Annotated in this window: 16 protein-coding genes, 2 tRNA genes and 1 rRNA gene (1 of these 19 only partly in view); 11 read left to right on the forward strand and 8 right to left on the reverse strand. The window is 46.6% G+C overall.

Annotation, left to right across the window (positions count from 1 at the left end):
* Positions 1-101: 101 nt before the first annotated feature.
* From B5G04_RS06045 to B5G04_RS06060, 4 genes are all read left to right on the forward strand, one after another.
* The gene (locus tag B5G04_RS06045; protein ID WP_022039590.1) at positions 102-944 is read left to right on the forward strand and encodes a prephenate dehydratase; all 843 of its coding nucleotides are present in this window, start codon (positions 102-104) and stop codon (positions 942-944) included.
* The gene (locus tag B5G04_RS06050) at positions 919-2103 is read left to right on the forward strand and encodes an aminotransferase class I/II-fold pyridoxal phosphate-dependent enzyme (RefSeq protein ID WP_087248948.1); all 1185 of its coding nucleotides are present in this window, start codon (positions 919-921) and stop codon (positions 2101-2103) included. Before B5G04_RS06045 ends, B5G04_RS06050 begins: the two co-directional genes overlap by 26 nt.
* Positions 2104-2239: 136 nt before the next feature.
* Positions 2240-3307 (forward strand): bifunctional 3-deoxy-7-phosphoheptulonate synthase/chorismate mutase type II, encoded by a 1068-nt coding sequence (locus B5G04_RS06055; RefSeq protein ID WP_022039592.1) that lies wholly within the window; start codon positions 2240-2242, stop codon positions 3305-3307.
* Positions 3308-3422: 115 nt separating this feature from the next.
* On the forward strand, positions 3423-4196 hold the full coding sequence (locus B5G04_RS06060; RefSeq protein ID WP_022039593.1) for a prephenate dehydrogenase/arogenate dehydrogenase family protein: 774 nt from the start codon (positions 3423-3425) through the stop codon (positions 4194-4196).
* Positions 4197-4295: 99 nt separating this feature from the next.
* Here the strand turns inward: B5G04_RS06060 and B5G04_RS06065 are convergent, their stop codons facing one another.
* The 4 genes from B5G04_RS06065 to B5G04_RS06080 form a co-directional block, all read right to left on the reverse strand.
* Entirely contained in the window at positions 4296-4916 is a 621-nt protein-coding gene (locus B5G04_RS06065) for a porin family protein (protein ID WP_022039594.1), read from the reverse strand.
* Between the two features lie 250 nt (positions 4917-5166).
* Positions 5167-6669, reverse strand: coding sequence for a family 10 glycosylhydrolase (locus tag B5G04_RS06070; protein ID WP_087396257.1), 1503 nt, complete (start codon positions 6667-6669; stop codon positions 5167-5169).
* A 510-nt stretch (positions 6670-7179) separates the two neighbouring features.
* A complete protein-coding gene (locus B5G04_RS06075; RefSeq protein WP_087396259.1) occupies positions 7180-7902 on the reverse strand; it encodes a LytTR family DNA-binding domain-containing protein in 723 nt (240 codons plus the stop codon).
* Positions 7903-7922: 20 nt separating this feature from the next.
* Entirely contained in the window at positions 7923-8981 is a 1059-nt protein-coding gene (locus B5G04_RS06080) for a histidine kinase (protein WP_087396261.1), read from the reverse strand.
* 17 nt (positions 8982-8998) lie between these two features.
* On the opposite strand from B5G04_RS06080, the gene B5G04_RS19705 reads away from it, so the two are divergent.
* Positions 8999-9160, forward strand: coding sequence for a hypothetical protein (locus B5G04_RS19705; RefSeq protein WP_158098053.1), 162 nt, complete (start codon positions 8999-9001; stop codon positions 9158-9160).
* On the opposite strand, the gene B5G04_RS06085 is transcribed toward B5G04_RS19705, so the two are convergent.
* From B5G04_RS06085 to B5G04_RS06100, 4 genes are all read right to left on the reverse strand, one after another.
* Positions 9146-10366, reverse strand: coding sequence for an ABC transporter permease (locus tag B5G04_RS06085; protein WP_022039598.1), 1221 nt, complete (start codon positions 10364-10366; stop codon positions 9146-9148). The two genes, B5G04_RS19705 and B5G04_RS06085, sit on opposite strands and share 15 nt — an antisense overlap.
* A gap of 141 nt (positions 10367-10507) precedes the next feature.
* Positions 10508-11257, reverse strand: a complete 750-nt coding sequence (locus B5G04_RS06090) for an ABC transporter ATP-binding protein (protein ID WP_022039599.1) — start codon at positions 11255-11257, stop codon at positions 10508-10510.
* Positions 11258-11284: 27 nt separating this feature from the next.
* Entirely contained in the window at positions 11285-12508 is a 1224-nt protein-coding gene (locus tag B5G04_RS06095; protein ID WP_087208785.1) for an efflux RND transporter periplasmic adaptor subunit, read from the reverse strand.
* A gap of 12 nt (positions 12509-12520) precedes the next feature.
* On the reverse strand, positions 12521-13873 hold the full coding sequence (locus B5G04_RS06100) for a TolC family protein (RefSeq protein ID WP_087396263.1): 1353 nt from the start codon (positions 13871-13873) through the stop codon (positions 12521-12523).
* A 150-nt stretch (positions 13874-14023) separates the two neighbouring features.
* Here B5G04_RS06100 and B5G04_RS06105 point away from each other — a divergent pair, with 150 nt between their 5' ends.
* The 6 genes from B5G04_RS06105 to B5G04_RS06130 form a co-directional block, all read left to right on the forward strand.
* Positions 14024-14257: a DUF4492 domain-containing protein gene (locus B5G04_RS06105; protein WP_022039602.1), complete on the forward strand. Its 234-nt coding sequence runs from the start codon at positions 14024-14026 to the stop codon at positions 14255-14257.
* Positions 14258-14266: 9 nt separating this feature from the next.
* On the forward strand, positions 14267-15763 hold the full coding sequence (locus B5G04_RS06110; RefSeq protein WP_022039603.1) for a cytochrome ubiquinol oxidase subunit I: 1497 nt from the start codon (positions 14267-14269) through the stop codon (positions 15761-15763).
* A gap of 40 nt (positions 15764-15803) precedes the next feature.
* The gene (gene cydB / locus B5G04_RS06115; protein ID WP_022039604.1) at positions 15804-16955 is read left to right on the forward strand and encodes a cytochrome d ubiquinol oxidase subunit II; all 1152 of its coding nucleotides are present in this window, start codon (positions 15804-15806) and stop codon (positions 16953-16955) included.
* A 700-nt stretch (positions 16956-17655) separates the two neighbouring features.
* Positions 17656-19183: ribosomal RNA gene (locus B5G04_RS06120) — 16S ribosomal RNA — on the forward strand.
* 108 nt (positions 19184-19291) lie between these two features.
* A tRNA-Ile gene (locus tag B5G04_RS06125) sits at positions 19292-19365 on the forward strand.
* Between the two features lie 7 nt (positions 19366-19372).
* Positions 19373-19436, forward strand: a tRNA-Ala gene (locus B5G04_RS06130) (it continues 10 nt past the right edge of the window).

The raw sequence follows: 19436 nt of genomic DNA on the forward strand, positions 1-19436 counted from the left end.
TTAAACGATAACAAACAAGAGAGAAAACCAAACTAAAAAATGATACGAAATCCCGCTTCCGAAACGAAGACGGGATTTTTTTTATTTAAAGCATTTTGAAAATGAAAAAAGTAGCCATACAAGGAGTCTTGGGCTCGTATCACGACATTGCGGCCCACAAATACTTTAAGGATGAAACCATCGAACTGATTTGTTGCAACACATTCGAAGAAGTGTTTGCCGAAATGAAGCAAGACGACAGCGTCCTCGGAGTGGTGGCAATCGAAAATACCATTGCGGGTAGCCTGCTCCATAACTATGAATTGCTTCGTGATAGCGGAGCCACCATCATAGGCGAACACAAATTGCGCATCAGCCACAGCATTATGTGCCTGCCCGGCGAAGACTGGGGCACACTGACCGAAGTCAACTCGCATCCTGTAGCACTGGCACAATGCCGTGACTTCCTGCAGCACCATCCGCAACTGAAGGTAGTAGAAACCGAAGACACCGCAGCCAGTGCACGAGACATCAAAGAAAAAGGGCTGAAAGGTCATGCTGCCATTTGTTCGAAATATGCTGCCGAACTCTATGGCATGAAAATCCTGCAAGAAGGTATCGAAACTAATAAACACAACTTCACCCGCTTTCTCGTGGTATGCGACCCTTGGATAGCCGATGATTTACGCGAACGCCCGAAGCTGAACAAGTCGAGTATCGTTTTCTCTCTTCCCCATAACGAAGGAAGCCTCTCGCAAGTTTTGTCTATCTTCTCGTTCTATAAAATCAACCTGACCAAGATACAGTCGCTGCCCATCATCGGACGCGAATGGGAATACATGTTCTACGTCGATGTAATGTTCACCGACTATCTGAGATATAAACAAGCTATCGATGCTGTAACCCCGCTTACCAAAGCACTTAAAATATTAGGAGAATATGCAGAAGGAGAATCAACTTTATAACATCCAGCCTGCCGACCGGCTGGCGAATGTAAGCGAATATTATTTCAGCCGCAAGCTGAAAGAAGTGGCACGCATGAATGCCGAAGGAAAAGACGTCATCAGCTTGGGTATCGGAAGCCCTGACATGCCGCCTTCGGAAGAAACCATCAACGTGTTGTGCGAGAACGCCAAGAAACCCGACGCGCACGGCTATCAGCCTACCGTAGGCATCCCTGAATTGCGCCGTGCCATGGCAGACTGGTACAAGCGCTGGTACGATGTAGACCTGAATCCGGATACCGAAATCCAACCGCTTATCGGCTCGAAGGAAGGCATCCTGCACGTGACACTGGCTTTGGTGAATCCGGGCGATCAGGTATTGGTGCCCAATCCGGGTTATCCTACCTATACATCCCTGAACAAGATACTGGGAAGCGAAATCGTCAACTATACACTCAGAGAAGATAATCACTGGCAACCTGACTTCGACGAACTGGAACGGATGGACCTGAGCCGCGTGAAGATTATGTGGACCAATTATCCGAACATGCCCACCGGAGCCAATGCCACCTTGGAACTGTATCAAAAGCTGGTAGACTTCGCACGCCGGCACAACATCGTGATAGTAAACGACAACCCGTACAGCTTCATTCTGAACCGCAAGCCCATCAGCATCCTGAACATTGAAGGGGCGAAAGAGTGCTGCATCGAGTTCAACTCGATGAGCAAAAGCCACAACATGCCGGGCTGGCGTGTAGGTATGATTGCCACAAATGCCACATTCATCCAATGGATACTGAAGATAAAGAGCAACATCGACTCGGGCACGTTCCGCCCCTTGCAGCTTGCCGCAGCGCAAGCATACCGGAACAGCGCGGAATGGCACGAGGAAGCCAACTATAACGTGTACTTTCGCCGCCGGAAGCTGGCAGAGGAAATCATGCACGCCTTAGGTTGCACGTTCGACCCCGAACAAGTAGGCATGTTCCTGTGGGGGAAAATCCCCGACACGTATGCCGATGTGGAAGACCTGACCGAAAAGGTATTGCACGAAGCCCGTGTATTCATCACCCCCGGATTCATCTTCGGAAGCAACGGCAAGCGGTATATCCGCATCTCGCTCTGCGCCAAAGACGAGAAGCTGGCGGAAGCGCTCAAACGGATTCAAGCAATCATGTAATCAGATATGAAACGCAGATTAACGCAGATTTTCACAGATAATAATTTAAAGTTCTGCATTTTCTGTAACAATAAAAATCTGCAATAATCTGCGTTTTAGCAAACTTAAACTTACGAACTCAAAAAATTCAAAAGATATGGAACTCGAATTACAACCCATCGAACTGGAAGGCGTATCGAAAGAACGTCCCGTTGTCATTGCAGGTCCCTGCAGTGCAGAAACAGAAGAACAAGTGATGTCAACCGCAACCCAACTTGCCAACAAAGGAGTCAAAATCTTCCGTGCAGGCATCTGGAAGCCACGCACCAAACCCGGAGGCTTCGAAGGAATCGGCGTGGAAGGGCTGGCTTGGCTGAAGAACGTGAAGAAGGAAACCGGCATGTATGTAGCTACCGAAGTGGCTACTGCCAAACACGTGTACGAATGCCTGAAAGCCGGCATCGATATCCTGTGGATTGGCGCACGCACCTCGGCAAACCCCTTTGCCGTACAAGAGATAGCCGATGCCCTGAAAGGCGTGGATATCCCGGTATTGGTAAAGAACCCTGTTAATCCTGACTTGGAGTTATGGATTGGCGCACTGGAACGCATCAACGCCGCAGGGCTGAAACGTCTGGCAGCTATCCACCGCGGCTTTTCTTCGTACGACAAGAAAATCTACCGTAACTTGCCTCAATGGCATATCCCCATCGAATTGCGCCGCCGCATCCCGGCTCTGCCCATCCTGTGCGACCCGAGCCACATCGGAGGCAAACGTGAACTGATTGCCCCGCTCTGCCAGCAGGCCATGGACTTAGGTTTTGACGGACTCATCGTAGAATCGCACTGCAATCCGGACAGCGCCTGGAGCGACGCTTCGCAGCAAGTCACGCCCGATGTACTCGACTACATCCTCAACCTGCTGGTCATCCGTAAGGAACACCAGACCACCGAAAGCTTGCACGAATTGCGCCAGCAGATAGACGAGTGCGACAATAACCTGATGGAGATTTTGGCAAAACGCATGCGTGTATGCCGCGAAATCGGTACGTTCAAGAAGGAACACAACATGACCGTCCTGCAGACCGGACGTTACAACGAAATCCTCGACAAGCGCGGAGCGCAGGGAAGCCTCTGCGGCATGGATCCCGAATTCGTAAAGACTGTATTCGAAGCCATCCACGAAGAAAGCGTGCGCCAGCAACTGGAAATCATTAATAAATAAAAGATTTACGATTTAGCGATTTACTATTTACAATTTAGGGCTTCAACAAGAATGAGATACAAATTACTAAATGATAAATCGCTAAATCGTAAATAGTAAATCGTAAATAAAAAAGATGAAGATTCTGATATTGGGAGCCGGCAAAATGGGCTCCTTCTTTACCGATGTATTGAGCTTTGAGCACGAAGTGGCTGTATTCGAAACCGACCCGAAGCGGTTGCGCTTCATGTACAATTGCTACCGGTTTACGAAAGAAGAAGAAATCGAGGCTTTCCGTCCCGAACTGGTCATCAACGCCGTAACCGTAAAATACACCCTTCAAGCCTTCAACCAGGTAATGCCGTTCTTGCCCAAGGATTGCATCATCAGCGATATCGCTTCGGTCAAGACCGACCTGCAGGCGTTCTACGAGCAATGCGGATTCCGTTATGTATCTACCCATCCGATGTTCGGACCGACCTTTGCCAACTTAGACCAACTGAGTTCGGAGAACGCCATCATCATCAAGGAAGGCGACCATCTGGGCAAGATATTCTTTAAAGACCTGTATCAACGCCTGGGCTTGAACATCTTCGAATATACGTTCGAGGAGCACGACGAGACCATGGCATACTCGCTTTCCATCCCGTTTGTGTCTACTTTCGCCTTTGCGGCGGTGATGAAGCACCAGGATGCGCCGGGCACCACATTCAAACGCCACATGGCTATCGCCAAAGGCGTATTGAGCGAAGACGATTACCTGTTACAGGAAATCCTGTTCAACCCCCGCACCCCGGCACACGTGGAAGGCATCCGCACCGAACTGAACGAGCTGCTGGACATCATCAGCAAAAAAGACGCCGGGAGGATGCGTGCCTATCTGGAAAAGATTCGAGGACATATAAAGTAATGTGGAAATGTGAAAATAAAGAATGTGCTAATATAAGAATGTGCAAATGTGCCAATTTCCGTATTAGCACATTTGCACATTTATACATTGTTTGAATTATCAGAAAATATAGCCTACCGAAATAGCAAAACTCATGTTCTTTGGAGAAATTTTATCACCATCTTCATCAATTACGTCACCATTAAATGGACAAATAAATCCGTTCTGTCCCGTTAAATTAATCAGATAGCGGTCTGCCAATTCAAAACCAATTCCGTATTGCAATCCAAGATCAAAGCGATTCATTATTGCATCACGTCCATCTTCTCCCGAAAAAAGTTTAGTATCTTCTCCACTATCCCAATGTTCCTTATTCTTTCCACCAAGCCCGATAGCAAGATAAGGACCTGCGTTTACAACAAATTTAACATTATCTGTAATGTTTGTTTTCCAAGCTCCCATCAGCGGTATTTCCAAATAAACAGGACGATACGTATCCTTGTATCCATCCTCTTTATATTTCCATCCTTTGGAAGAAAACATCACCCCCGACTTAAACGACCACATATCCGTGATGCTGTAATCCATACCGATACCTAAATTAAAGCCAGGCAATGCTTTCGAATCGTCCATCTTCGTCATGTTACTGAAGTTCACGCCAAACTGGGCATCCCAACGTACTTGTGAAAAACCAACCAAGGCAATCATGCCGAACAATACGGTTAACACTAACTTTTTCATAGCTCTTTTCTTTTTAAGTCATGGCCCTTCCCTTAACAGACCGAAACTCATTTATAATCTCTTTTGCCGGAAAGCGAAGGGATGGCTCCCTTTAGATAAGAACAGAAAGCCCACTTCCAGCAAATTAAACTAAGACAAAGTTAGAAAATTTTACGGAATATACAAACTTTTCCAAACATAGAGTCTGCCTAAAAGCCTTTTTTAATAACCATCGCAACATAAAACGATACTATCCGGAACAAATTAAGGACTATAATTTAACTTTCTTCTTCACCGCCTTCGATTCGTTCTGCAAGCGGTCGAGGGCAGTCACTACATAGCGGTACTTTGTCTTCCCGTCCTCATACGGAAGCTTATAGAAGCAATCGCGCGTAATGGCTACGATGTGCGAAGGGTCTTTCAGGTTGACATCTTCCTTATTCCCGAAGCGGTACACCACGTATTGCACCGCCTCATCCATCACGTCCTTGGCTTTCGGAGCCGTCCAGAACAGAATGTATCCGTCTTCGGTCCATACTGGTTTCACCTTGCGCACCTTTTTCGGAGCTTTATCATCCATAAACGGATAACGGGGCTGGAGGGCAGGATATTTGTGATAAACCTTTTCCAGCATGTCGCGATAATTACCCGGATTGTCCACCACAGCGGCGGCATACCACTGGCAACTTCCTCCGATGGCAGGAAGCGAGCGCTGCAACTGATACTTTGCCGGCATCTGGTTCAGACGAGGATTCTTTATATCAGCATTCGAAACCGTACGCATTACGTCTTGACCGATATACAACGGACGTGCAGCCGAATGCTTCGCCCACCAGCGCACCAAGGTGTCATAGTCTGCCGCTGGATGCCCGATTTCCCAATATACCTGCGGGATGTTGTAATCCACCCAGCCGTTGTTCACCCACAACAGTACATCGGCATACAGGTCATCGTAGTTCTGAAGCCCGTTCGTATTGCTTCCGTTCGGGTCTGATTTCTTGTTGCGGTAGATACCGAAAGGCGATACGCCGAACTTCACCCACGGCTTGCACTGGCGTACGGTCTCGTGAATCTCTTTTATCAATACGTTCACATTATCGCGCCTCCAGTCTGCCTTGTTTGTAAAGCCCCTTCCATATGCCGCAAAGCTGACGTTATCCGGAAAGTCCATGCCGTTCACCGGATAGGGATAAAAATAATCGTCCATGTGGATGGCGTCTATGTCGTAACGCGAGACAATGTCGCGCACAATGCGGCAAATGTACTTGCGCGACTCGGGTTGTCCGGGGTCGAAATACAACTGACCCGCATAGCGTACGAAAAGATTGGGATATTTATTATAGGGATGAAGCGGAGAAAGCACCGTCGTGCCCTTGGTCTGTGCCCGGTACGGATTAATCCACGCATGAAGCTCCATGCCTCGCTTGTGGCACTCGTCTATCATGAATTGCAAAGGATCCCACATCGGAGTGGGTGCCTGGCCCTGTACACCGGTCAGGAAGCGGCTCCACGGTTCGTATGATGAACGATAAAGTGCATCGCACTCTGCCCGTACCTGAAAGATAATGGCGTTGATGCCCGCCTCCTTCAGCTTGTCAAGTTGGTTCACCAATACAGTCTGCATGGTCCGTGCAGGCATCCCCTGAAACTGTCCGTTTACACATTGTATCCATGCTCCGCGGAACTCACGCTTCGGATAAGCATTCTGTGCCGTCATTGCCTGCCAGAAGCACAGGCAGAAGAGGCAAGCCGCCAAGAAAAATTTCGCTTTCATTATTGTCTTTTCGTTTCAATGTTTTTAGTCGGGGAACAAAGATAGGGAAACTCTCCCAAATACGGATGGATTTCGGAAAAATAATACTCCGCAATATAGCTGCATCGTTTGTAAGATTATTAATCTTACAGCGTGAAGATTAATAATCTTTCGGCGTGAAGATTAATAATCTTACAAGTAAGGCGGCCATGCGGATTGGATTATCGGACTAAGTTTTCGACTAAAAAACGACTAATAAATATTGCCGCCCGTGGAAACAAACTGTTAAAGTACCTTTTCTCCAAGTGGCTGAGACCCACGAAAAAAGATACTCCAGCCATTCTCTAATGGTTGGAGTATCACAACACAAAAACTAAACTAGACTTAACTAAACTATTCAATAAGAAGTTTCACAACTTCTGTTGTTATTATGTACACGGCAAATATAAGCCTTATATTTAGAAGCGGCAAACTTATCAAAAGAAAAACGCACTTATAGGGCGTTAAAGAAGATTAAAAACGAGAACAAGTTTAAACAATATGTTCGTTAACATAGTTTTGGAGCTCTTGCTTATAACTATCAGAGATCGGAATGTAATCTTTTCCGAAGACAATGCGTCCTTTGTCGATTATTTTTATTTTCTGCTTTTGGACGATAAATGAGCGGTGAACCCGTATGAACTGGCTTGCCGGCAGCTTTTCTTCCATGGCTCTCATGCTGATGAGTGACAGGATGGGTTTGTCTGTTCCTTCTACATGGATTTTAATGTAGTCTTTCAAGCCTTCGATGTATAAAATCTTGCTTAGTTCTATTTGTATCAGTTTGTAATCGCTTTTTACATAAATGTATTTTTCGGCTTGTGCAGAAGAGAAAGCAATTTCGGCTTTTTGTTGGAGTTCGAACCAGTGGATGGCTTTGTTGACAGCTTCCATGAAGTCGGCATAGCTGATGGGTTTCAGTAGGTAGTCGAGTGCATTTACCCGATAGCCGTCGATGGCATATTGATTGAATGCCGTGGTGAAGATGATGCGGGTAGTATCGGATACCATACGTGAAAATTCCAGTCCGTTCAGATCGGGCATTTGGATGTCGAGAAACAAAAGGTCGACCGGATGTTCGGGCAATGACTTCATTGCCTGGATGGCACTTGAGTATGTACCGCATAGAGTCAGTACAGGGGTCTTTTTTACATAACTTTCCAGCAGTCCTAATGCCAGAGGTTCATCGTCGATGATAGCGCAACGTAAGTTCATGTTAGTTTCTATTTTTAGAGTTATACAGAGTGAAATGGCCGGATGCTGATAGAGGACAGATATTCTTTGCCATCGTGTGACACGTGTCGTTCCCATTGGTAACGTCCGGGATAAATCAGCTCCAGGCGTTTGCTTACCTGTTCCAGCCCGATGCCAGACCCGCTTTTGTCTGTACGGGTTTTCGGGTAATTGCTGTTGCGTATGGTACAGCATATTTCTTCATCTGTTTCTGTGATAGTGATGGAGATGAAGCTGGGATGGGTAGGAGATATGCCGTGCTTGAATGCATTTTCTATTAAGGAAATGAAAATGAGCGGTGCAATGGGAGTCTGGCTTTCCGGCTTGATGTGGAATTCGGTTTCTATCGTTACCTGTGGGGAAACGCGTATGCGCATCAGTTCAATGTAATTCCGGATGAAGTCGATTTCCTTTATTAGCGGTACGAACATTTGCTGATTGTCGTAGAGCACATATCGCAGTAGTTTGCTCAGTTCCTGTACAGCTTGTTGGGCCTTGTCTGTATCGAAGGCAATCAGTGCATAGATATTATTTAAGGTGTTCAGCAGGAAGTGAGGATTCAGTTGGTTGCGGAGGTTTTTCAGTTCGGCTTCGGTGCGGCTTTTTACCGCTTCTTGCCGTTCGGCTTCAGCTTGGCTCCAACGGATGCTCATGCGGATGGCAACACTCAGTCCTGTTGAGAAGATGAGGCCTGCCATGTCGCGAAGATAAAAGATGTATTGTGGAGGAATCGGGCGGTTCAAGTCGGGAGGAGGTGGTGCAATCAAGTTATTCAGGTAACGTTGTCCCAAGGTCATGATAGCGATGATGACAAAGTTGGTCAACAGGAACTGTCTGGAACGTTCCCGGAAGAGAAGATAGGGTATTAACAGAAAATAGTTGAGGTAAAAGATGAAGAATGCCGAGGTGGGGAAGATGCTGTGGTGCATGAATTCTTTCCAGTTGATTGTGCCGTTGGTGCGTTGGGCGAAGAAAATCGGGAAAGCGAAAAAAAGTCCCCAGCAGATAATATGTATCAGTATCTCCAAGGTTCGGCGGGGTATGTCGGTGGTTTGTTTCATGGTGCTTTTGTAATTAAATGAACAAAGATGATGGGCAAGATTTCGAAAAATCCGGCTGCCGGGATGAACTCCTTGGGCAGCCGGATAAAGAAACCAAAGTTATGAAGAACAAAGTTATTTTAGACGAACTTTCACAAGCTCGGGCTAAAATCAAAATAAATGAATCACTCGTAGCGTAAAGCCTCTATCGGGTCAAGGTCGGCGGCTTTCTTTGCCGGATACCAACCAAAAAATACACCTGTCAACGTGCAGACCGCGAACGAGAGCAGTACGCTCCACGGTTGGATGAACACGGGCCAGTGGGCTACCGTCTTGATGACGAAGCTGGCTCCGCATCCCAATATGACACCAATCAGTCCTCCTGTGATGCTGATGAGAACGGATTCGATGAGAAATTGCGAAAGAATGTCTATGCCTCGTGCGCCGACCGACATGCGCAGCCCGATTTCGCGGGTGCGCTCGGTTACCGACACATACATGATATTCATGATTCCGATACCTCCTACTACCAGTGAAATACCGGCAATACAGGCAAGCAGGGTGGTCATCAGGTCAGTAGTGGTATTCAGCATCGAACTGAGTTCCTGCTGGGTACGGATGGTAAAGTCGTCATCGTCGGTGCTTTTCAGCTTGTGTTCGCGGCGCAAGACAGTAGTGATTTCGTCTACTGCTTCTTGGGTCATGTCTTCGGTCAGTGCAGAAGCAAATATGCCGCTCAAGTAGGTTTGTGCCAGCAAGCGTTTCATTACGGTGGTGTAAGGTGACAGTACGATATCGTCCTGGTCTTGTCCCATCGAGTTATATCCTTTTGATTTCAAGACGCCGATAACGCGGAGCGGAATCTTGTTGCAACGGATGATTTTACCAATGGGGTCCGTTCCGTCGGGAAACAGGTTGTCTACTATGGTCTTCCCTATGATGCAGACTTTTGCAGCTGTCCGTATGTCGTTGTCACTGAATGCTTCGCCTTGTTCTACCGTGAGTTGACGTATTTCTAAATAATCATTGCTACATCCTGTTACAGAAGACGGGTAGTTGTTCGAACCGGCGATGAGTTGTCCCGATGAAGATACATTGGGGCTGATGGCGGCAAGATAGATGCATTCGTCACGCAGTTTTTCGTAGTTTTCCAGTTTCAGTGTCTGCATGGCTGATGGGTCTTGACGTACGCCGCCGCGCATTTCGGCTCCGGGATGAATCATGATCATGTTCGAACCCATTTCCGAAATCTGCTGCTGGATACTTCGTTTCGAACCTTGTCCGATGGCAAGCATGGCAATTACCGATGCCACACCGATGATAATGCCCAGCATGGTGAGGAAAGCACGGAGCTTGTTGTTTGCCAATGCCCGAAGCGCTATTTTGAATAGGTTTGTTCCGTTCATTTTTATAAATTCTTTCTCGTGTTTACTTTGTTTTAAACTCGTTTATGGGCTTGTCGGAAATATTTTTATACTTCCAGACATGTGCCTGGACACGGACTTTTATGCTTTCGTAGCCCGAAACTATTGGCGAAAATCGTTTGTTTATGCATCATCATCGTTTTTGGGTAGTGCAGCAAGTGCCTCGGCTGCTGATAGGACGCGTTGATTTATGGTGTCTTCTATTACGTGTCCGTCGCGCAGGCGGATGTTGCGGCTACTGTATTGCGACAAGTCCGGGTTATGCGTGACAAAGATGATGGTTCGTCCTTCCGCGTGTAGTTTCTGAAACAGCACCAGGATTTCGAAGGATGTCCGAGTGTCAAGGTTACCGGTTGCTTCATCAGCGAGGATGACTGCCGGATTGTTGACCAAGGCGCGTGCTATAGCTACTCGTTGCATTTGTCCGCCTGACATCTGGTTCGATTTGTGCTCCAGACGGTCTCCCAGTCCTACGGCAATCAATGCTTCCACGGCTCTTCTTTTTCGTTCGGCTGCACTTACCGCGGGATTATACATCAGCGGAAGTTCCACGTTAGCGACTGCAGTCGTTTTCGGAAGCAGGTTGTAGTTTTGGAATACAAACCCGATTTTCCGGTTGCGCAGAATGGCACGTTGTGATTTACTCATTGTGCGCACTGAAATTCCGTCCAGATAATATTCGCCACTGGTGGGTGTGTCAAGGCATCCCAAGGTATTCAGCAAGGTTGATTTGCCGGAGCCGGATGTCCCCATGATGGTAACAAACTCTCCTTCACATATCTTGAACGAAATACCGCGCAATGCGTGGACAATTTCATCTCCCACCACAAAGTTACGCTTAATATTTTGTAATTCAATGACTGTTTTGCTCATTTTTTGAAAGAATTACGTTGCATCCGTTTATTTTTTGTCTTTTTTCTTGTCACTTCCCGGAGGCCCTGGCATAAACGGGCTGCGTTCGCCGCCTTCACTGCTTCCGTTCATTTCGGGCATTTCACTTTTTACGGTGGCTTCGGTTACTACTTCCGTGCCTTCGTCAATGCCTTCCACTTCTGTGTATGCACCGTCGCTGATGCCGGTTTTTACCGGATGTGCTACGAATGTGTTGTTTTCTAGCGTCCATACTTTGTGTTCGCCGGCACAGTCTTGGATGGCACGTCCTCCTGCAATATCCTTATTCGGAGTGAAGCGCAAGGCTTTGGCAGGAACGGTCAGCACGTTGTCGTGTGTCAAGGTGTAAATAGTGACATTGGCGGTGAGGCGTGGCTTCAGTTTCAAGTCGGGATTGTCGGCTGTGATAACAACTTCGTAGGTCACTACCGTTGATTCGCTGCTAGATGACGAAGAACTGCTGGAACTGCTGTTCACGCTGCCCAGGCGTACTTGTTTCACTTTTCCCTCGAATACATCGTTGGGGTAGGCGTCGACGGTGAAGGTAACTCGTGCACTGTCTGCTACTCCTGCAATGTCTGCTTCATCCACATCGGCTACTACCTGCATTTGGGTCAGGTCTGCAGCAATGGTAAAAAGAGTGGGGGTCTCGAATCCGGAAGCTACGGTTTGTCCTTCTTCTACATCTTTGCTGGTGACTATTCCGTTTATCGGTGATGTGATGGTGGCATACGATAAGTTTCTTTCGGCTTTTGCCAGTTCGGCTTCTGCTTGCTCGTAGCTGCTTGCGGCACGTTGATAGTCGTAAGTGGATAGTTCGTAGTCGGTATCGCTGATCAGTTGCTTTTCATGCAAGGTCTTATTGCGTTCATACAGTTTTTTTTGGTATTCGTATTCGGCTTTTGCACCGTTATAAGTAGCTTGTGCTGATTGTAAATCACTTAGAAGTGTAACCTTGTCCATTTCAGCGATGATTTCTCCTTGCTTGACTATCGAGTTGTAGTCTACATAGATCTTGTCAATAATGCCGGATACTTGCGTACCCACTTCTACTTCAGTGACTGGCTCAATGGTTCCTGTAGCCGTGATAGAGTTGCTGACACTGCCTGTCCGTGTTTTTTCGGTTACGAAATCGACTTGGCTATTGGCTTTCGTTCCGCTTAAGGTCCAGCATACTGCAATAATCACTACGATGGCGATTGCCGCTATAATCCATGTTTTTTTCTTCTTCATATTGCTTGTTTTTTATAGTTCGATATTGTTTCCTGCATAAAAGTTCAGAAGTGTCCGGTTAAGTATCGCCATGTATTTGGCTTGTACCAATTGCTGTTTGGCACTTAGCAGGTTGTTTTTCTCTGTGAGTAGTTCTACGGTATTTTTCATGCCCAAATTGAATTGTTCGTTTACCATGTCGAAGCTGGTTTGGCTGCTTTTCACTTTGGTTTCGGCAGCAACATATTGCTGTTGTGCATTTAAGGCATCCAACCACAGCCCCTCAATGGTACTGTATAGTTCTTTTTGTTTGTTTATCAAGTCTAGTTGGCTGGTGTTGTACTGTAAACGTGCTTTCTGTACGTTACTTTTGTTTTGGCGATTGTCGAAAATAGGAATGCTGAGACTGATTCCTATCATGTTATTCCAGCCGTATTTCATTTGTTGTGCCCAGTTGTTTGTGCTGGCACTGTTGGTCGTACTCGAACTGGATGCTGACAGGCTGATGGTAGGATAGTAACCTGCCTTGGCGGCCGATATGCCTAGTTTGGCGTTTTCTATGCTTAGCCTGCTGCTTTGGATTTCAGGACGTATTGCCATGGCTGCTTGGTAGACATCGGTTTGACTGGGCAACATTTTCAGAATGTTTTCCTCATTCAGTTCGGGGAGGACCAGGTTGAATTCTTCACTACCGTCCAGTTCCAGTAATTGTTTCAGTTGCAGTTTATAGTTTCTCCACGTACTTTCTGCAGTGACAAGTTGGTATTGGTCATCGCTTACTTGAGCTTCCAGTTGTGCCAGATCGGCTTTCGAAAGGCTTCCTTCGGCAAACAGTTCTTGTCCTCGTTTGTAGGTGGCTTTGCTTACTTCCAATGTGCTTTTGTTTATTTGGATAGATTCATCAGCATAAAGAATCTGGATGAAAAGTTGTGTTATCTGTTCTTGCAAGGTGTTTTCGGTTTCTGAGACGGTCAGGCGGGCAATGTCGCGGTTGGTTTTCTGTTGTTTCAGATTATTTAGTCTCTGTCCTCCATTCCACAGCGTCCATTGTGCATTTAGGCTGTAATTGCCGTTGTATGTGGTCTTTTCGTCGCTGCTGATAATTTCTGTTCCGCTAACCGTGTTGCTTTGTTCTTGGTAAGGCCGGTTTACCACGTTGTGTCCTGTGCTGAATGACAGACTTGGGAATAGGCTGGCGCGTGCATCCTTGATGTCTATTTCGCTTTCTTGTAGCGAAATCTTGTTTTGTTGCAATTGGATGTTTTTTTCAAGTGCATAGTTTATGCATTCTTGCAGTGTCCATTCTTTTCCGTTCGAGTTTTCTTGTGCGTAAAGAGGAAGGGCAGCTGATAGAATCGTATATATGCAAGCCGTTCGTAGTTTCATAAATGTTATTTGTTTGGTTTTGATGTATGCAAATGTATGAATCACTGGGAAAAGGAACAAATGATATAGATTAACGGATAAATTCTACGGATAAAGACTTGCATTTTACCGATAAAAGGTTTTTCTTTGTAATCATTATAAAACTATATTATGATTAAAAGACAGATTCTTCGAGTTTGGACGTTTTATCGGGATGGTTTTCGTTCGATGACCATAGGGCGCACATTGTGGGTGTTGATTCTGATAAAACTTTTCATTATGTTCTTTATTCTGAAGTTGTTTTTCTTTCCGTCGTTCTTGAAAGGGAAGAGTCCCGAGGAAAAGCAGGATTATGTCGGGATGGAACTGGTGAACCGTTCGGTGGATAATTCATTAACTAAATAAGATAGACGTATGTTAGCAAGTATTGACACCTCGATGATTGACTGGTCAAGAGCACAGTTTGCCTTGACCGCCATGTATCATTGGCTGTTTGTGCCCCTCACATTGGGATTGGCTGTGATAATGGGATTGATGGAAACCCTGTATGTCATTTCAGGGAATGAGTTTTGGAAGCGGACAGCCAAATTCTGGATGAAGCTGTTTGGAATTAATTTTGCGGTGGGAGTGGCTACCGGATTGATTTTGGAATTCCAGTTTGGTACTAACTGGAGTAATTATTCTTGGTTTGTAGGAGATATCTTTGGGGCTCCATTGGCGATAGAAGGTATTGTGGCGTTTTTTATGGAGGCTACATTTGTGGCTGTTATGTTTTTCGGATGGAACAAAGTCAGTAAGAAATTTCACTTGGCTTCTACCTGGCTTACGGGATTGGGAGCAACTTTTTCGGCATGGTGGATTTTGGTGGCAAACTCATGGATGCAATATCCGGTAGGCATGGCTTTCAACCCGGATACGGTGCGGAATGAGATGGTTGATTTCGTGGCTGTTGCTTTTTCGCCAGTAGCAGTGACTAAGTTTTTTCATACCGTCCTTAGCAGTTGGATGTTAGGAGCAGTGTTTGTGATTGGAGTCAGTGCCTGGTTTTTGTTGCGCAAACGGGAAAAAGAGTTTGCCATTGCAAGTATGAAGGTGGCTGCTGTAGTTGGTCTGTTTGCTTCGTTGGTAACGGCGATGACTGGAGATAAGTCGGCATATCAAGTGGCTCAATGCCAACCGATGAAGCTGGCTGCTATGGAAGCTTTGTATGATGGAGGCACACGCGAACCTTTGACGGTGGTGGGCGATATCAAGATTCCATTGATGTTGTCTTATCTGGCTACGCATGATTTTGACGGTTATGTGCCGGGTATTAACAATATACTTTTGGGAGGATATGCTTTGCCAGACAGTACAAAAGCGCTTTCGGTCGTGGAGAAAATGAAGAACGGGAAAAAGGCCATAGCTGCTTTGGCGGATTATCGTGAAGCGAAGCAGGAAGGTGACCAAGTTGCAATGGAAGCGGCACGTCAGGTCATTGATGAGAATATGAAGTATTTCGGTTACGGGTATATTGATGACCCTAACGATCTGGTACCTAATGTCTGGCTTTCGTTTTGGGCTTTCCGCGTAATGGTAGGACTGGGAATGTATTTCATTGCTTTTTTTGCGTTGATATTGTTTCTTGCGTGGAAACGGAAGTTGTCGAAAGTAAATTGGTTGCATTATGTTGCTTTGGCAAGCATTCCGTTGGCTTATCTTGCCGGTCAGGCGGGATGGATTGTGGCCGAAGTCGGTCGCCAGCCTTGGACAATTCAAGATTTGCTTCCGGTAAATGCGGCCATATCCAGATTGGAAACTGGTTCGGTCCAGACTACTTTCTTTATATTTTTGATACTTTTTACGGTATTGTTGATTGCTGAAATCGGCATCATGCTGAAAGCTATTCAAAAGGGTCCCGAAGAGGCATGAATGCATAGTTAAACGGATTAACTCATAAAAATAATTCATTATGGATTCTACATATCTATTCTTACAAAATTATTGGTGGTTCTTGGTTTCGTTGTTGGGAGCCCTGTTGGTATTTTTACTGTTCGTCCAGGGAGGAAATTCTTTGTTGTTCCGGTTGGGACGTACTGATGAAGAGCGTACGTTGCTGGTCAACTCTACCGGACGTAAGTGGGAGTTTACTTTTACTACATTAGTGACTTTTGGGGGAGCGTTTTTTGCTTCATTTCCTTTGTTTTATAGTACGAGTTTCGGGGGAGCATACTGGTTATGGATGATTATTTTGTTCAGCTTCGTTTTACAAGCTGTTTCGTATGAATTCCAATCGAAATTAGGCAATCTGTTGGGGAAGCGCGCTTATCAATATTTCTTGGTTATTAATGGAGTGGTGGGACCGGTGTTGCTGGGAGCAGCTGTGGCTACTTTCTTCAATGGTTCGAATTTTATTGTCGATAAAGCAAACATGACCGATAATATGATGCCGGTTATTAGCCATTGGGCGAATGGATGGCATGGATTGGATGCATTTGGTGATCCTTGGAACATTATTTTGGGCTTAGCGGTGTTCTTTTTGGCACGTTTGTTGGGTAATTTGTATTTTATCAACAATATCCGTGATGAAAAGCTGATACCGCGTTGTCGTCGTCAGTTGATTACAGATGCTGTTCCTTTTCTGATTTTCTTTTTGGCATTTGTAATTCGCACATTATTGAAAGATGGGTTTGCGGTGGATCCTGTAACTCAAATTATTGTGATGGAGCCGTTTAAATATTGGCATAATTTGCTGGCAATGCCTGTGCTTTTCGGCTTGTTCTTGGTAGGTGTGGTAAGTGTGTTGTTGGGTTTGATTAGGAGTATTTTGTCGCAAACCTACACCAAAGGTATTTGGTTTGCAGGTGTCGGTACAGTATTGACTGTATTGGCTTTACTGTTGAGCGTAGGATATAACCATACGGCATATTATCCTTCTACCGCTGATTTGCAAAGTTCATTAACTTTAGCCAATAGCTGTTCCAGCCAGTTTACACTAAAAACGATGGCTTATGTTTCAATTTTGGTCCCGTTTGTATTGGCTTATATCATATATGCCTGGAGAGCGATAGATCGAAAACCAATTACTTCCGATGAACTGAAGGAGGATGGTCATGCTTATTGATAGGTGGGATGAATTATGCATCAACTATAATTTTATATCTGCAATTAGTTAATCTGGCTGAGTTGGAAACGCAGTAGTACTGCATTTGCCGATGAAGTATATATTCGTAGGCCGATGCAGTATATATTCAACCGCGTATGCAGTATATATTCATTTTTCAGGGGTATGTATTGGTTGTTTGCGGACATTCATTTGGTTTTATATTACGATGCATCTAATTTCGTTGAAGAGAACAAATAGTTGCATTAACGCCGGTGCTGTATTTGATATTGCATCGGCGTCAATGTTTATAATCTTGTTTTTTCTTTGCTCTTTTCATGCTCGGTTTTCTGTTGTTATATATATAATAAGGAGTATTGTTATTCTTACGAAGTTCTTTTTAGGTGTAAATATTTTCCTGTATATCTGTGAATATCAGCATTTTGCATATTTCACATGAAAAAAGTTTCAAAAAAAGTTCTCCAGTTTCTTGCAGTTTCGGTAAAAAGGCGTACCTTTGCACTCGCTTTCCGAAAGGGACGCCACCTGAAAAGGTTGTGTAAGTCCCTGGTGAGCAAGATCTTTGATATGATTTGGATACAGGAAACGCAGTACGAAAAGTGAATGACGTGAAGGTTAGAGAGATGTAACCGGACCTGGACAGGAAAAAATCCGCCTTGCCTTTCTTTTTTTGGGGAGGCAGGCGATGAAAAGATATTTTACAATGAAGAGTTTGATCCTGGCTCAGGATGAACGCTAGCTACAGGCCTAACACATGCAAGTCGAGGGGCAGCATGGGCTTAGCTTGCTAAGCCTGATGGCGACCGGCGCACGGGTGAGTAACGCGTATCCGACCTTCCGGCGGCCCGGGTCCAGCCTTTCGAAAGAAAGATTAATCCCCGATGGTGTCAGGCAGTTCCATGACAGCCTGACTAAAGAGTTATCGGCCGCCGATGGGGATGCGTTCCATTAGCTTGTTGGCGGGGTAACGGCCCACCAAGGCGACGATGGATAGGGGTTCTGAGAGGAAGGCCCCCCACATTGGGACTGAGACACGGCCCAAACTCCTACGGGAGGCAGCAGTGAGGAATATTGGTCAATGGGCGCGAGCCTGAACCAGCCAAGTAGCGTGGAGGATGACTGCCCTACGGGTTGTAAACTCCTTTTGCAGGGGGATAAAGTGTGCCACGTGTGGCATATTGCAGGTACCCTGCGAATAAGCATCGGCTAACTCCGTGCCAGCAGCCGCGGTAATACGGAGGATGCGAGCGTTATCCGGATTTATTGGGTTTAAAGGGAGCGCAGACGGCCCCTTAAGTCAGCTGTGAAAGTTTGCGGCTCAACCGTAAAATTGCAGTTGAAACTGTGGGGCTTGAGTACGGTCGCGGCATGCGGAATTCGTGGTGTAGCGGTGAAATGCATAGATATCACGAAGAACCCCGATTGCGAAGGCAGCATGCCAGCCCGCCACTGACGTTGAGGCTCGAAGGTGCGGGTATCAAACAGGATTAGATACCCTGGTAGTCCGCACGGTAAACGATGGACACCCGCTGTCGGCGATATACAGTCGGCGGCCAAGCGAAAGCGTTAAGTGTCCCACCTGGGGAGTACGCCGGCAACGGTGAAACTCAAAGGAATTGACGGGGGCCCGCACAAGCGGAGGAACATGTGGTTTAATTCGATGATACGCGAGGAACCTTACCCGGGCTTGAACTGCGCCTGAATGTGCCGGAAACGGTGCAGCCGCAAGGCAGGCGCGGAGGTGCTGCATGGTTGTCGTCAGCTCGTGCCGTGAGGTGTCGGCTTAAGTGCCATAACGAGCGCAACCCCTTCCGGCAGTTGCCATCAGGTGATGCTGGGTACTCTGCCGGTACTGCCATCGTAAGATGCGAGGAAGGTGGGGATGACGTCAAATCAGCACGGCCCTTACGTCCGGGGCTACACACGTGTTACAATGGGGGGTACAGAGGGCTGCCAGCCGGCGACGGCGCGCGAATCCCGAAATCCCCTCCCAGTTCGGACTGGAGCCTGCAACCCGGCTCCACGAAGCTGGATTCGCTAGTAATCGCGCATCAGCCATGGCGCGGTGAATACGTTCCCGGGCCTTGTACACACCGCCCGTCAAGCCATGAAAGCCGGGGGTACCTGAAGTGCGTAACCGCAAGGGGCGCCCTAGGGTAAAACCGGTGATTGGGGCTAAGTCGTAACAAGGTAGCCGTACCGGAAGGTGCGGCTGGAACACCTCCTTTCTGGAGCGTCCGGTCTCATGTTTCTTGCGTGGTTCCTTTCGTTTCCGTTTCCTGTACCTGACATATCCGACTCTATGGGCGTTGAATCGCACAGGGCTTGAAGATGCCAGTCCTATAGCTCAGTTGGTCAGAGCGCCACACTGATAATGTGGAGGTCGGCAGTTCAACTCTGCCTGGGACTACGGTCTTGGGGGATTAGCTCAGCTGGCTAGAGCACCTGCTTTGCAAGCAGGGGGTCAACGGTTCGAATCCG

Source organism: Bacteroides sp. An51A (genome assembly GCF_002161565.1).
Taxonomy (GTDB): domain Bacteria; phylum Bacteroidota; class Bacteroidia; order Bacteroidales; family Bacteroidaceae; genus Phocaeicola; species Phocaeicola intestinalis.